Raw genomic sequence first — 14,335 nt, forward strand, 5'->3', positions numbered from 1 at the left:
TAGTCCATCAGACATTTTCAAGAAGGAGGATAGACAGTGGCCGAAAGTAGCCAAAAATTTATCGCACGTAACCGTGCGCCGCGCGTGCAGATTGAATACGACGTAGAAGTTTACGGCGCCGAGAAAAAGGTCCAACTGCCTTTTGTAATGGGCGTCTTGTCCGACTTGTCGGGCAAGCCGGCAGAGCCCCTGGCCCCGGTAGCCGACCGCAAGGCTTTGGAGATCGACGTCGATAATTTCGACGAACGGCTCAAGGCCATGAAGCCCCGGGTTTCTTTCCAGGTGCCCAACACCCTAACCGGCGAAGGCAATCTCAGCGTCGATATCACTTTCGAAAGCATGGACGATTTTTCGCCCGCGGCGGTTGCCCGCAACGTCGATGGATTGCGGCAACTGCTTGAAGCCCGTAGCCAGCTCTCCAATTTAATCACCTATATGGACGGAAAAACCGGAGCCGAGCAGCTTATCGCTCAAATAATCAATGATCCGGCACTGCTTCAAACGTTGGTGTCCTCTCCGAAGCCGGAAGGGGATTCCGCGGCTGAACCCACTACGAACGAGGGTTAAATCATGGCCGAACTTGAGACCCAGCAACAGTCCGATGCAGCAGTCGGTACACTAGAAAGCTCGGACTTTTCTTCGCTGCTCAGCAAGGAATTCAGACCCAAATCGGATCGGGCGCGGGAAGCCGTCGAGTCGGCGGTATCGACCTTGGCGCAGTTCGTACTGAAGGACGTATCGAAGGTTTCCGACGATGCGATCAAGACCATTCAGGGAATCATCGCCGAACTTGATCGCAAGCTCACGGAGCAGGTCAATGCGATCATGCATCACGAAGAATTCCAGCAGCTGGAAAGCGCGTGGCGCGGTTTGCATTACTTGGTGAACAACACCGAGACCGACGAGATGCTCAAGATCCGCGTCATGAACATCTCAAAGAAGGAATTGGGAAAAACCCTCAAGAAGTTCAAGGGCACCGCCTGGGACCAAAGCCCTATCTTTAAGAAAATGTATGAGGAAGAGTACGGCCAATTCGGTGGCGAGCCCTATGGGTGTCTCATAGGCGATTATTATTTCGACCAAACGCCTCCCGACGTGGAACTGTTGGGTGAAATGGGCAAGGTTTGTGCGGCTGCGCACGCTCCCTTCATCGCCGCGGCATCGCCGAGCGTCATGCAGATGGATTCCTGGGGGGAACTGTCGAATCCTCGAGATTTGACCAAAATTTTTCAAACGCCGGAATATGCTGCCTGGCGCTCTCTTAGGGAGTCTGAAGATTCGCGCTACATAGGGCTGGCAATGCCGCGTTTTCTTGCGCGCTTGCCCTACGGAGCAAAAACCGATCCGGTGGAGGAGTTCGATTTCGAAGAAGAAACGGAATCCGCCGACAGCCGCAAATACGTGTGGGCCAACTCCGCGTATGCGATGGCTACGAACATCAATCGGTCTTTCAAACTGTATGGTTGGTGCTCGATGATCCGAGGGGTCGAAACGGGCGGTGCCGTCGAAGGTTTGCCTGTGCATACGTTTCCGACCGATGACGGTGGTGTCGACATGAAGTGCCCGACGGAAATCGCTATCAGCGATCGCCGCGAAGCGGAGTTGGCGAAAAACGGATTCATGCCGCTCTTGCACAAGAAGAACACCGATTTCGCCGCATTCATCGGTGCACAGTCGCTTCAGAAACCGGCCGAATACGACGACCCGGACGCTACGGCTAACGCCAACCTGGCGGCTCGTCTACCTTACTTGTTCGCTACCTGCCGGTTCGCGCACTACCTGAAGTGCATCGTCCGCGACAAGATCGGCTCGTTCAAGGAGCGGGACGACATGCAGCGCTGGTTGAATAGCTGGATCAGCCAGTATGTGTTGAGCAATCCGGCCGTAGCCACGGACAAGGACAAGGCGCGGCGCCCCTTGGCCGGTGCGGAGGTTGTGGTGGATGAAATCGAGGGAAATCCGGGTTACTACAGCGCGAAATTTTTCTTGCGCCCTCACTATCAGTTGGAAGGACTGACCGTTTCCTTGAGGCTGACTTCGAAGCTGCCCTCTCAGAAGGGCGGTTAGCGAAAAAACTGTTTGGAAGCCGGTGCCAACGGCATAGGCTGGGAGCGGCGCGCGCGAGAAAACGAAACCCATATGGACCGGGTGAGAATTTTGAGCGCTGCCGCTCCCGGATTTACGTCCGATTAACCACTTGCCAACAGCTTCGAAGAACACCGGCTACGCATCTAAGATTGGAGGCTATAGCACGAGACGGATAATCACGCTGTCGAATTTGCCCCGTTACAACCTTCTTCGCTCGGTGATTGTAGCGTCCAATCTCGATCTTTAATTTTCTTACCCTTGACTACATTCGCTAATCCCACATGTCTTTTACGAAATATCGCATGCGTACGTCATATCGTAATAATCCATGCCATCGTAGAGATGGAGTTATAGGTGGATATTGGAAATATCATTGTGAAATCAATGATATAAATAATATTCTGGAATGTGGCATCGAAGTTGCCATATAGAAGGCATCCGATGAACGAAGCGGAGTTAAGTTTCGACAACGGATGGCAATTATGGATATGGCGTCTGATAAGTTTTTTGTTATTGATATTTAGTTAGGCGTAACCGTACATGGATAGGTGGCTATTTATTTCTAGTACAAGGGAAAAAAAAGAGTATGCAAATTAAGAAAGAGCGTGGTTGGGTTGTTTACACGATTTGTAAAAGTCAAGGTTTTACACCAGCAAGCATATTACCGCCGGTGATATACGACGCCGCTAAGGACATTGACAGGTATGAGAATAGGCTGCTGTGGAAATTATTTCTTGATTGGGCGGCTGATCCTAATTATGGGAAAAGTACCGTGGGGACCAGTGGCTACTTATTGAGAAGTTTCGAGAAATACTGGCGTTCAGTGCCGGGTGACCGCTTCGGCTGGGTACGTTTCCCCGAAGGCCATCCCGAACGATTGATAATGACCATGGCAGAAGACAGTAAGTCGTCGACACCAGAGGTGTTAATCGCTGACCTTGGGGCAGACCTGGATGCTAACAACTCCGACGTCACTCTCCACCTCAATGGTGACGGTAGTCCGATAGGGACAGATTTCCCCAGAAACTTTGGCGCTAACATTATGTTACAACGTTCTACAAAACGCGTCCAAACCGCTACCGAGGCACTGAAGAACATGGCTCCGGCTGTTGCCAAGCCCCAGTCTCCAGCAGACCAGTCGCTCGGATGTGCTGTGCAAGCGGTGAGATCCGCACTCGAAAAGCTGAAGGCGGCAGGCAGCCTTGCCGAAGAACAAGCTCAGCGACAGCGTTAGGCCTTAATCCGTGTTCATCCGCTGACCTTGGGCGGGAAGGCCGTCAATTCAAAATTTGAAAGCCGAGGAATCGGAAAAACGCCTGGGTTGGGTAACGGAATTCATTCTGTCTGGTGCATCGGACGCGGTTTTACGAAGAGCTGGCCCCGGAAAATCGGACAGCCGCATAAATGAAGTTTCTGTTCTAAGCACCGCTCCATAAGGGGCAGAAACCTGAGTACAGAAGATGAAGCAAAAGAGAAGAAATCAGTCGGCGGCCTTTAAGTCCAAGATAGCCCTGGCAGCTCCGGGAAAATTCTGTCCAATAATCCGGGACCACCGCTGCGTGAACCGGCTACGGGCTTTGGGAAAAATAAGGAATTGAAGTCGGGCCGCCAGAATCCATGACGGATGCTTTTGAGAAGGGTGCGCGGTTCGACAACGGGCGAATGCCGCTCCGAAATGAGCTGCGGTCAGATAGACGATGGTTTGATGGTCGTTACCACTTCGAAGTGGGCGATCGATAGCGAATTCGAAGACTTAGACGGCCGGATATGCCCGGCCTAGGTCCAAGAATGTCGGGGGCTCAAGTGTCAAGAAAAAGGTTCGGGTTGTGCCCCGAGGACAAAGACCTCCCGGCTTTATTTATTAATCAACAAGGGGAAAAACAATGATCTTGATGAAATTTGGTACAGAAATTAAAGGCGACTCTACCGTAGCCAGTCATACCGATTGGATAACCGTTGATTCTCTACAATTCGGAGTCGGCCGCGCGATTTCCACCAGTGGCGTCGGCAAGGACCGGGACACCAGCAATCCGTCGTTTTCCGAAGTCACGATCTCCAAGAGCATGGACGTCGCTTCCACCGAGTTGTGGCGGCAGGCCGTTTGCGGCAAGAGCTTGGGGGATTGCACGATCCATTTTATCCAGACAGGCGGCACCGACGCCAAGGGGCAGGTTTATTTGGAGATCATTCTGGCGGATGCGATTATCAGCTCGTATTCCGCTTCGAGTGGGGGCGACCGTCCGAGCGAATCCATTTCAATCAGCTTCAACGAGTTCAAGATCACCTACAGCAGCTTCGACGAGGGCGGCACAGCCAAGAAAGGAGAGACCAAGGGCTGGAACCTCATGAAAAACGAGATCGTTTAAACCGGCGATTTGGGGGCGGAGGGCCGTGTGCCCTCCGTTTGTTTTGTTCTATAGAGGCGAGACCAGCTCCATGGAAAAAGCTCAAGATGCTTTACGCGCCGGGAATCTCGACGAGGCATTGCGCATCGTTCAGCAACAGGTTCGTCAGGAGCCGGCGACCGGCAAGCATAGAATCTTCCTGTTCCAGCTATTGACCGTTTTGGGCGATTGGACTCGCGCATCGAACCAACTGGACGTTTTGCATGACCTCGATGCCAGTGCCTTAGGCATGGTGCAAACCTATCGCCAGGTCCTGGAATGCGAACGGGTCAGAGCCGACGTGTTCGCGGCGCGACGGTCGCCCTTGGTGTTCGGTAATCCCGAAGCCTGGATGGCTCTGCTCCTTGAAGGGCTGAGGCTGTCCGTCTCGGGGCAGCACGCCGAAGCGAGGTCCCTCCAGGAGAAGGCGTTCGAGCAGGCGCCTGCCGTTTCCGGGAGTCTGGACGGCGAGCCTTTCGCCTGGATTGCAGACGCCGACAGCCGCTTGGGCCCGATGCTCGAGCTCATTGTCAAAGGGCAGTATTACTGGATTCCGTTTCACAGGATAAAGCGAGTCGAAATTACACCTCCGACAGACCTGCGAGACCTTGTTTGGCTACCGGCGCACTTTACCTGGGCGAATGGCGGGGAAGCCGTCGGTTTTATTCCAACCCGTTATCCGGAATCGGAACTATCGGATGACGCGGCAATCCGATTGGCGCGCAAGACCCAGTGGACAGAAGTCGTCGAGGGTGTGTATCACGGTATGGGACAACGCATACTGACGACGGACCAAGACGATTTTTCGCTGCTGGACAGCAGGGTAATCGATTTCGACCCGGTGTCCGGGTGATCCGAATCCATCATGGCTGAACTGACCCAAAAAGAGCGCCTGCAGCCGTCCCTTCTCGATCGGCTGACCGACGACGCACCGGGCGAGCGGCAAGAGTCTCGAGAAAAACGAGTTTTATCAGTGCAAAAACTGCGTCAATCGGTTCTTCGCGATATGAGTTGGCTGCTCAACGCCCGCTCGCTGGAGAGTCTCCTAAGCCTGGAGCAGTATCCGGAGGTGGCGAAATCCGTCGTTAACTTCGGATTGAAGGATTTATCCGGAACCACGATCACGGGCGCAGACACCTCGGCCATAGAGAGACGGCTGAAACAGGCCATTCAGAATTTCGAACCCCGAATTATTCCCCATTCCTTGAAGGTTACGGTCACGGCTGCCGAAGATAAGATGAACCATCAGGCGATGAGTTTCGATATCGAGGGCGAGCTGTGGGCGCAGCCGTTGCCCGTACATCTCTATATCCGCACCGAAATCGATATCGAAACGGGTGATGCGAGCCTGCGGGACCTGAGCGGCTGATACCATGGACCCACGATTGCTCAAGTACTACAACCGGGAGTTGCAGCATCTTCGAGAGATGGGCTCCGAATTCGCGAAGGAATATCCCAAGATTGCCTCCCGTTTGGGGTTGGAAGAGTTCGAGTGCGCGGACCCCTATGTCGAACGGCTGCTGGAGGGTTTCGCTTTTCTCGCGGCGCGCGTCCAGCTCAAGATCGACGCCGAATTCCCCACGTTCACCCAACATCTCTTGGACATCGTTTACCCGCACTATCTAGCGCCGACGCCCTCAATGGCCGTAGCCCAACTGCAACCCGATCTCAGCGAGGGATCCTTAGTAGACGGGTTTTCGATTCCACGGGGAACGGCGGTTAGAAGCCAGATCGCCAAAGGGGAACAAACGGCCTGCGAGTATCGAACGGCCCACGATCTAACGCTATGGCCTCTTCAGCTCGTCGAGGCGGAGTACCTATCCAATCCCAGTGCCGTCGCCAACATGGGCGTGTCCAGCGTATCCGGGCTAAAAGCAGCCATTCGCGTGCGGCTAAAGACTACGGCCGGGTTGACGTTCAGCAAGTTGACGCTTACTCGGCTGCCGCTTTTCCTACGCGGTTCGGGGGAACTGCCGGCGAGACTTTACGAGCAGATTTTGGCTAATACCATCGCTGTTGCGGCGCAACCGGCCGCTCAACCGCCTTCTCCTTGGTGTCAGATTATCGATCGCGAACCGGTCGCGCGCATGGGATTCGAGGACAACGAGTCGCTGTTGCCGTTCGCGCCGCGCTCGTTCCAGGGTTATCGGCTGTTGCACGAATATTTCGCGTTTCCGGAGCGCTTCCTGTTCGTAGAGCTCGGGAATCTGCGGCCGGCGGTCGCCCGCTGCGACGGAGACGAGTTGGATGTCTTCATCCTGCTGAACCGGTCCCATCCAGTTCTGGTCAACGCGGTGAACGCCAGCCATTTTGCGCTGTTCTGCACCCCAATCATCAATCTCTTTCCGAAGCGGACGGACCGTCTTCACCTGAATCCCACAAACCACGAATACCACATCGTGCCCGACCGGACCAGGCCCATGGATTACGAGGTCTATTCGGTGACGGAAGTAACGGGCTATGGATCCGACCAGGCGCAGGAAGTCGAATTTTTGCCGTTCTACGGTTCAAAGCACGCCTATCGCCGCGGCGACGAAAATGCGTATTACAGCCTGCGCCGTGAAAAACGGCAGTTATCGTCGAAACAGCGGCGCCATGGATTGCGTTCCAGTTACATCGGCCAGGAAGTTTACATCTCGATCGTCGATGCGGATCAGGCACCTTATTCCAGCACTTTGAGGCAGTTGGGATTCAGAACCTTATGTACCAACCGCGATTTACCGCTGCTGATGCCGGTTGGGGTGAGTGACACCGACTTTACGCTGCAGATCGGTGCCCCGGTGCGGTCGATCCGATGTCTGGCGGGGCCGACAAAGCCGCGGCCGGCCATGGCCGACGGAACCGCGGCATGGCAATTGATCAGCCATCTCTCGCTGAACTATCTTTCTCTGTGCGACAGCAGTTCGCACGAGGGGGCGCTGGCTTTACGGGAGCTGTTATCTCTGTACGCGGATTGGCATGACGGCGCGGTACGCAAGCAGATCGAGGGCGTCTTATCCGTCCGTGCCGAGAACAAGGTCAGGAGGATAGATTCGCAGGGTCCCATCGTATTCGGCCGTGGACTCGGGATAACCGTGAACTTCGACGAGGCGGCGTTCGAAGGAAGTGGCGTCTTTTTGATCGGTGCGGTACTGGAGCAATTCTTCGCACGCTATGCGTCGATCAATTCGTTTACCGAAACATCGATAAGCACTAGTGACAGAGGAGTTATCATGCGATGGCCGCCGAGGATCGGAAGACGCCACACGATTTGAGCCAGGCAGCCCGCGAAGCCTACGAGTTCGATTTTTTTCAACTCTTGCGGCTTATCGAATGCCGTTTTGCCGCAAAACCGAGATTGGGGACTTCGCTGACGATCGCCGACGAGCCGATTCGGCTGCGCCAGGTGCCCGAACTGGATTTTGCCCCATCCGCCTTGGCGTCGTTCACTCCCGGCGGAGACGGCCGGCCGGCTGATTTATCCGTACGGTTTCTCGGGCTTTTCGGTCCCAATGGTCCGCTGCCGCTCCACTTGACCGAATACGCGCGGGAGCGCCTGCACCACCACAACGATTCGACGTTCGCTCGCTTCGCGGATGTTTTTCACCACCGAATGTTGTCCCTGTTTTATCGGTCCTGGGCGAATGTTCGACCGAGCGTGAGTTTCGATAGACCGGAGTCGGATAGCTTTGCCTTCTACTTAGAGTGCCTGGTCGGTCTTGGCTTGCCGTCTCTGCAGAACCGCGACGCCATGCCCGATCGGGCCAAACGCTTTCTGTCGGGGCTCTTGGCTTGCCAGACCAAGCACGCCGATGGCTTGTCCGCGATCATTCAGTCGTTTTTCAACACGGCGGTCTCCATTCGGGAGTTTATCGGCGAGTGGATGGATATTCCCGAAGACGATCGGTTCCAGCTCGGAAAGTCGCCGCAGATCGGCGCACTCGGGTTATCGGCAGTCATCGGGGCGCGGGTTTGGGGCTGTCAGCATAAGTTTTGCGTCGTCTTGGGACCCCTGGGATTCGACGAGTACCGGGCGTTTTTGCCGGGCGGCGCGAGTTTGGTGGAATTGGTGGCCCTCGTCCGCAACTACATCGGCCAAGAGCTGGTGTGGAGCGCGAACCTGATTCTTCGTGCGGAGGAAGTGCCGTCGCTAATGCTGAATGGATCTGCACAACTGGGATGGACCACGTGGCTGGGTGATAGAGCGAGCGAGGACGATGCCGACGATTTGTTGTTGAATCCTTATGTCCGGGGAGTCGGGAACGGTCAGATGTCTGCGGGAGCGGCTTTTTGAGGACCTTTTTGCAAAACGGGGGCTGAGACCGTTTTCAGATGCGATCGCGCCTACGAGCTAGACTTCTCGATGCTCGGCGCAAGCTTTAGTACCAACCATAGATAATCGAAAGACACGAGGGGGAGCCATTCATGGGAGAAATCAGCCGAGTTAAATTGTTCGGCAAGCTAAACAGAGTCTGTTACAAGGCTGTCGAGAGCGCGACCGTCTTTTGCAAGCTCCGGGGGAATCCCTACGTTGAATTGGTGCATTGGCTGCATCAATTGCTTCAGCTTCAGGATTCCGACCTCCACCGCATCATCAAGCAGTTCGGAGTCGAACCGGGGCGCCTCGCCAAAGATGTGACCGATGCGCTGGATCGGCTGCCGCGAGGGTCGACCTCGATTTCTGATCTCTCCGCCCATGTGGAGGAAGCCGTGGAGCGGGCATGGGTCTACGGAACATTGATGTTCGGCGAGAGCCAAGTCCGCACCGGACACCTGGTCGTGGGCGTTCTGAAGACACGCGGATTGCGCAGCGAGCTCATCGGAATTTCGAAAGAGTTCGACAAGATCGGTCTCGATGCCTTGACCGACCGTTTCGACGCGCTTCTTACCGGTTCGCCCGAGGAAGGGTTGGCCGCGACCGATGGATTCCAGGCCGGCGGCGGTGCGGTTCCGGGCGAAGCGAGCGGAGCCATGGCGCCTGCCGCCATGGGCAAGCAAGAGGCGCTCAAGCAATTCACCGTCGATCTGACCGAACAAGCCCGGCAGGGAAAGATGGACCCCATCGTCGGCCGCGACGAAGAAATTCGCCAGGTCATCGATATCCTCATGCGTCGCCGCCAGAACAATCCTATCCTGACGGGAGAGGCCGGCGTCGGCAAAACCGCCGTCGTAGAGGGGTTCGCGCAGAAAATCGTTGCCGGCGACGTTCCGCCGCCGCTTCGGGATGTCAGCCTTCGCACCTTGGACGTGGGGCTTCTGCAGGCGGGCGCGAGCATGAAGGGCGAGTTCGAAAATCGTCTGCGGCAGGTTATCGAGGAGGTTCAGGCCTCACCCAAGCCGATCATTCTGTTCATCGACGAAGCGCACACCTTGGTCGGCGCCGGCGGAGCCGCTGGTACCGGAGACGCGGCGAATCTGTTGAAGCCAGCCCTGGCGCGCGGAAATCTTCGCACCGTCGCGGCGACCACTTGGGCGGAGTACAAAAAGCATATCGAAAAGGACCCGGCCTTGACCCGCCGCTTCCAGGTGGTTCAGGTGCATGAACCGAGCGAGGAGAAAGCCATTCGCATGATGCGCGGCGTGGTTTCCGTGATGGAAAAGCACCACCGGGTTCAGGTTCTGGACGAGGCGCTGGAATCTGCCGTTAGGCTTTCCCACCGTTATATTCCGGCCCGCCAGTTGCCCGACAAGGCGGTGAGCTTGCTGGATACCGCCTGCGCGCGAGTCGCCATCAGCCAGCATGCGGTGCCGGCCGAGGTGGACGATTGCCGTAAACGAATCCAGGCGCTCGAAACGGAGCTCGATATTATCGGCCGGGAACGTTCGATGGGTATCGATACTGCCGCCCGTCAAACCCAAGCAACGGCGAAACTGGAGGCGGAACGCGGGCGGCTTGCCGAGTTGGAGGAGCATTGGAATGCGGAAAAAGCCTTGGTTGACAAGATCCTGAATCTGCGCAAAGCGCTTCGGGAGCAGACCGGCAAGGTTGAAGGCACCGGCAGCGATCTGGAAAAAGCCTCGGAACCGAGTGACGCTTCGGACGGTAGCCGGCCGAGCCGCGACGGGCTTCTCGCGGAGCTCAAGGATTTGCAGTCCGAGTTGCACACTTTACAGGGCGAGCACCCTCTGATTCTCCCCACCGTTGATGCCCAAGCGGTGGCCTCCGTGGTGCAGGACTGGACCGGCATACCCGTCGGCCGCATGGTCAAAAACGAGATCGAGACCGTGCTCAAGCTGGCGGATACCTTGGAGCAACGCATCATCGGTCAGCGCCATGCGCTGGAGATGATCGCCAAGCGGATTCAGACCTCCCGTGCCGGCCTCGACAATCCCAACAAACCCATTGGTGTCTTCATGCTGGCGGGCACCTCGGGCGTCGGCAAGACGGAAACCGCTCTCGCTTTGGCCGAAGCCCTGTACGGCGGCGAACAGAACGTCATCACCATCAACATGAGCGAGTACCAGGAAGCTCATACGGTTTCCACCCTGAAAGGGGCTCCTCCGGGTTATGTCGGCTACGGCGAAGGCGGGGTACTGACCGAGGCGGTGAGACGCCGGCCGTATAGCGTGGTGCTGCTGGACGAGGTGGAAAAGGCCCACCCGGACGTCCACGAAATTTTCTTCCAAGTGTTCGACAAGGGCTGGATGGAGGACGGCGAGGGACGGATGATCGACTTCAAGAACACGCTGATTCTTTTGACCACCAACGCCGGCACCGATCTCATCATGAACTTGTGCAAGGATCCGGACTTGATGCCGGAGCCCGAAGGTATCGCAAAGGCTCTGCGCGAGCCCCTGCTCAAGGTCTTTCCGCCGGCGCTCTTGGGACGCCTGGTGGTGATTCCCTATTACCCTCTGAGCGACGAGATGATTGGCACCATCGCAAGGTTGCAGCTCGGCCGAATCCAAAAGCGTGTCGAGCAAGCCCACAAAGTTCCATTTACCTACGACGACGAAGTCATCAAGCTGATTACCACCCGCTGCACGGAACTTGAAAGCGGCGGTCGCATGATCGACGCAATTCTCACCAATACCGTATTACCAAAAATCAGCCAGGAGTTTCTGACGCGGATGATGGAAGGGAACCCCATAGCCCGGGTGCATGTGACGGTAGAGAATGGGGAGTTCGGGTATGGGTTCGAGTAGACGGCGAAAGGCGAGAATCGGGCAAAACTTAATAAAAAGCCGAAAGGCTATTCCTGTATCAACAAAAAGTGCGCTTGTGGGGGGAAAGGTTTGAACATGCAAGGCCCAAAGTTCGACCCTACCAATTTGAGAGACGGCGACATTGGCGCATCGTCCCTGGCCAACCGTTAACGTAATTCACACCGGATTATATGACGGCGTCGGCGGTGTTATTAGGAAATCAGCCGGCGCGACGGGATTGCGCTCGATGAAGATAAGCGGTATGGCTACAAAGTCCAAATCTACCGGCGAACAATGGAAGCATCGCCATGGCGGCGCATGATAACCGATATTAATCAATGCAACTTTCGGGGATATAGAAGAGGGGGCTCAAAATGACTAGACAACGGCAACGCTTTCCTAATTCCTGCGCTGCGACGAGCTTATTGTGCGCGGCCGATGAACTGGGTGTAAATAACCTTCCGCGACATCCAAATTATTGCCTTTGGAGAGCCGATGAACCGTTATTGATTACGAACGATTGCCAGAAAAGGATCTACCAATGGACCAGCAATAATCCGAACAGGCTGGACGCTGGACACTGGGGTTACTCGATGCCTTCGGACATTGCCAATTGCGCGGATCATCTAGGTTTAAATGTACGCCTCCTGGTTTACTCCTCGTGGACAGTGGCCGCGCTTAAAATCTTCTACGGGAATGAGTGGAATAGGATCAGAAACCATCCGGCTTACGAAAATAGAACAGACGGCTCATCCACCCATGTGCTCGCGAATGACGAGAGAGAACTGAAGATACTTGCCGAGTGGCAGGATCTCTGCGGGCCTATCAAAACAATAGGCGCCATGCATTGTGTAATGGTTCGTCCAAACGGTACGGTCATGGAGCCCGGCGATGGAAACGACAAACCAAGCATTGCGGTCGATAAAGCCTATAACGGAATGCATGGCACCGGCATTTCCATTATTGTCAGCCGATAGCCGGCATTGCCCGGATGAAGCTTGCGGAATCGGGGATGGCTGCGGCTCTAATTGTCCCGGATTTTACCGCGTTCCATCCAAGCTGTTTGGTGATAACCAGTCGTTGCACGGAATTCGAAAACAGCGCATGAACGACGCGATCCTCACCTGTACGGTATCGCTGAAGATCGGCGAGGAGTTCTTGACAAGGATGATGGAAGGGAAACCCGTAGCCCGGGTGCATGTGAAAAGGTGGGATAACGCCATTAAGTTAAGCCGTCATGCGGGCAGGGATTCACGCTGAACATTCCTGCCCGGCGCCCTTTGGATAAATGCACAACTATGCCGGGAACAAATTTGAACGCACGAAGTGCGGCCCGAGGGGCGAGTATCAGGGAACAGACAAGTAAATCCGCTCCGGGCGGATTTGTGGGGGCATCCAGCGCACAAGAATGTGCTCCGACCCGATGCCATCCTTGGCCTTTGGGTTCCGGCATTCCCTGCTGGAAGGGGCCGACAAAGGCCCGTTTGCGATTGGAAGGGCGGCTTCGGCGCTCCCGAAGACGCCGTTTGCGATTGGAAGGGTCGCGACTCAAGCGACCGTTTGCGATTGGAACGACATACGGAGCGCAACTTAACGGCATTGAAAGGTGAGGAAGGGGGCGTTTGGGGATAGGGTTGAGTGAGCTGGCATCCGGGCGGTGAAACGTTTGAATAGAAAAATTTATTGAGGTGAAGTGAAGTATGTGTGTCAGAGACTTTCTTTCCGATCCATTGTCGTTTTTGGAAAACAATATTCTTTTGACGTCCGAGTTCAATGGTGACATCAATCCAGGTATCAAAACCTTCACTCTGCAGCCACACAGGGGAGTAGTCGGAAAGAAGCTTGGAAGCGTACTGCCGGTTTACAAACTTGTACCGGCCAATACCTTGTCAAGCATTATCGCGTATTGGTGCCCTTACCGAGCGAACGAGCTGCATTCCGTCACTGTCGGGCGCATGGCCCGCTTCATGTTCACGGCGACTATGGACGGTTGCAGTCTCGGAGTGGGCACCGATGGCGGTCACGGTACCCGGGTCATATCCCATGTGAATTCGGCGAACTACGGGTCAGGCCTCGAGCAAGCACTCGGCATGGACAAGGCACGCGCCGAACAGCGGAAAATGCAATCAAATCTGTTGAAACACAAGCACGGGAGCGGTCAAGTTTCCGTGATAAGCCCTCTTGAATATATGCGCGACGTAGATGGGGATTTGGTGCTCAAGTCAACGACATTCGGTATCCGTCCGGATGGTATCGACGATTGGCATTTCTATGTACATCGTTATTACAAGGATATGAGCAAGTTCAATCCGATCCTTTACCTACGGGATACGACGCGCGTCTTCTGAAACGGCCTTCCACCGGGTGGACCGTATGACCTTTTCAACAATGCTAACCCGGCCGGACGCATGTAGGAATCTAGACAGATTGCCGAGCGGTTTACGAAGCGTGTGAAGAAAAGCCCGGAAAACGGGTTGTCGTAAATAATTAGAGTATTTCCCCGCAATGCCGGGGGATTTGACTTCGACTGGGGGACTTGCCGATGGCCACTTGCCTGGAGTACGCAAAAATCGCTTTTGCGGCTTATTTCAAGAGTGCTAGGTTCTGTTGACATTTCGGGAGCTCTCCGGCGAAGTCGCTCGCCATTTACGAAATGGCGAACCGATTAGCAGTCACGGAGAATGAATGGCGTATCCTCTTTCCGATTTTGGCGGCTCAAAAACATGTATATATCGGCG

At 55.3% G+C, this 14,335-nt stretch carries 11 protein-coding genes; all 11 read left to right on the top strand.

What is annotated here, in order from left to right:
• The first annotated feature begins 36 nt into the window (after window positions 1-36).
• The 11 genes from tssB (at window position 37) to VEB01_RS02620 (ending at window position 13,945) form a co-directional block, all read left to right on the top strand.
• Entirely contained in the window at window positions 37-567 is a 531-nt protein-coding gene (tssB, locus tag VEB01_RS02570; protein WP_324872539.1) for a type VI secretion system contractile sheath small subunit, read from the top strand.
• Between the two features lie 3 nt (window positions 568-570).
• The gene (gene tssC / locus VEB01_RS02575; RefSeq protein ID WP_324872540.1) at window positions 571-2,067 is read left to right on the top strand and encodes a type VI secretion system contractile sheath large subunit; all 1,497 of its coding nucleotides are present in this window, start codon (window positions 571-573) and stop codon (window positions 2,065-2,067) included.
• A 607-nt stretch (window positions 2,068-2,674) separates the two neighbouring features.
• Window positions 2,675-3,322: a hypothetical protein gene (locus VEB01_RS02580; RefSeq protein WP_324872541.1), complete on the top strand. Its 648-nt coding sequence runs from the start codon at window positions 2,675-2,677 to the stop codon at window positions 3,320-3,322.
• Between the two features lie 649 nt (window positions 3,323-3,971).
• A complete protein-coding gene (locus VEB01_RS02585) occupies window positions 3,972-4,454 on the top strand; it encodes an Hcp family type VI secretion system effector (protein WP_324872542.1) in 483 nt (160 codons plus the stop codon).
• A 70-nt stretch (window positions 4,455-4,524) separates the two neighbouring features.
• Window positions 4,525-5,325 carry a type VI secretion system accessory protein TagJ gene (locus VEB01_RS02590; RefSeq protein WP_324872543.1) on the top strand — a complete coding sequence of 267 codons (801 nt, stop codon included), beginning with the start codon at window positions 4,525-4,527 and terminating at the stop codon, window positions 5,323-5,325.
• A 12-nt stretch (window positions 5,326-5,337) separates the two neighbouring features.
• Entirely contained in the window at window positions 5,338-5,841 is a 504-nt protein-coding gene (tssE, locus tag VEB01_RS02595) for a type VI secretion system baseplate subunit TssE (protein ID WP_324872544.1), read from the top strand.
• A 4-nt stretch (window positions 5,842-5,845) separates the two neighbouring features.
• A complete protein-coding gene (tssF, locus tag VEB01_RS02600) occupies window positions 5,846-7,726 on the top strand; it encodes a type VI secretion system baseplate subunit TssF (protein WP_324872545.1) in 1,881 nt (626 codons plus the stop codon).
• Window positions 7,690-8,745: a type VI secretion system baseplate subunit TssG gene (gene tssG, locus VEB01_RS02605; protein ID WP_324872546.1), complete on the top strand. Its 1,056-nt coding sequence runs from the start codon at window positions 7,690-7,692 to the stop codon at window positions 8,743-8,745. The genes tssF and tssG overlap by 37 nt, the downstream gene beginning before the upstream one ends.
• A gap of 131 nt (window positions 8,746-8,876) precedes the next feature.
• Window positions 8,877-11,597 (top strand): type VI secretion system ATPase TssH, encoded by a 2,721-nt coding sequence (gene tssH, locus VEB01_RS02610; RefSeq protein ID WP_324872547.1) that lies wholly within the window; start codon window positions 8,877-8,879, stop codon window positions 11,595-11,597.
• A gap of 374 nt (window positions 11,598-11,971) precedes the next feature.
• The gene (locus tag VEB01_RS23275) at window positions 11,972-12,574 is read left to right on the top strand and encodes a T3SS effector IpaJ family cysteine protease (protein ID WP_475441300.1); all 603 of its coding nucleotides are present in this window, start codon (window positions 11,972-11,974) and stop codon (window positions 12,572-12,574) included.
• A gap of 762 nt (window positions 12,575-13,336) precedes the next feature.
• Window positions 13,337-13,945, top strand: a complete 609-nt coding sequence (locus tag VEB01_RS02620; protein WP_324872549.1) for a hypothetical protein — start codon at window positions 13,337-13,339, stop codon at window positions 13,943-13,945.
• Window positions 13,946-14,335: the final 390 nt, after the last annotated feature.

Source organism: Methylocaldum sp. (genome assembly GCF_035627495.1).
Classification (GTDB): Bacteria; Pseudomonadota; Gammaproteobacteria; order Methylococcales; family Methylococcaceae; genus Methylocaldum.

What these genes read in the sequence shown, in the direction of transcription:
- tssC (WP_324872540.1), top strand. Translation starts at nt 571, where the DNA reads ATGGCCGAACTTGAGACCCAGCAACAGTCCGATGCAGCAGTCGGTACA.
- VEB01_RS02580 (WP_324872541.1), top strand. Translation starts at nt 2,675, where the DNA reads ATGCAAATTAAGAAAGAGCGTGGTTGGGTTGTTTACACGATTTGTAAA.
- VEB01_RS02585 (WP_324872542.1), top strand. Translation starts at nt 3,972, where the DNA reads ATGATCTTGATGAAATTTGGTACAGAAATTAAAGGCGACTCTACCGTA.
- VEB01_RS02590 (WP_324872543.1), top strand. Translation starts at nt 4,525, where the DNA reads ATGGAAAAAGCTCAAGATGCTTTACGCGCCGGGAATCTCGACGAGGCA.
- tssE (WP_324872544.1), top strand. Translation starts at nt 5,338, where the DNA reads ATGGCTGAACTGACCCAAAAAGAGCGCCTGCAGCCGTCCCTTCTCGAT.
- tssF (WP_324872545.1), top strand. Translation starts at nt 5,846, where the DNA reads ATGGACCCACGATTGCTCAAGTACTACAACCGGGAGTTGCAGCATCTT.
- tssG (WP_324872546.1), top strand. Translation starts at nt 7,690, where the DNA reads ATGGCCGCCGAGGATCGGAAGACGCCACACGATTTGAGCCAGGCAGCC.
- tssH (WP_324872547.1), top strand. Translation starts at nt 8,877, where the DNA reads ATGGGAGAAATCAGCCGAGTTAAATTGTTCGGCAAGCTAAACAGAGTC.
- VEB01_RS23275 (WP_475441300.1), top strand. Translation starts at nt 11,972, where the DNA reads ATGACTAGACAACGGCAACGCTTTCCTAATTCCTGCGCTGCGACGAGC.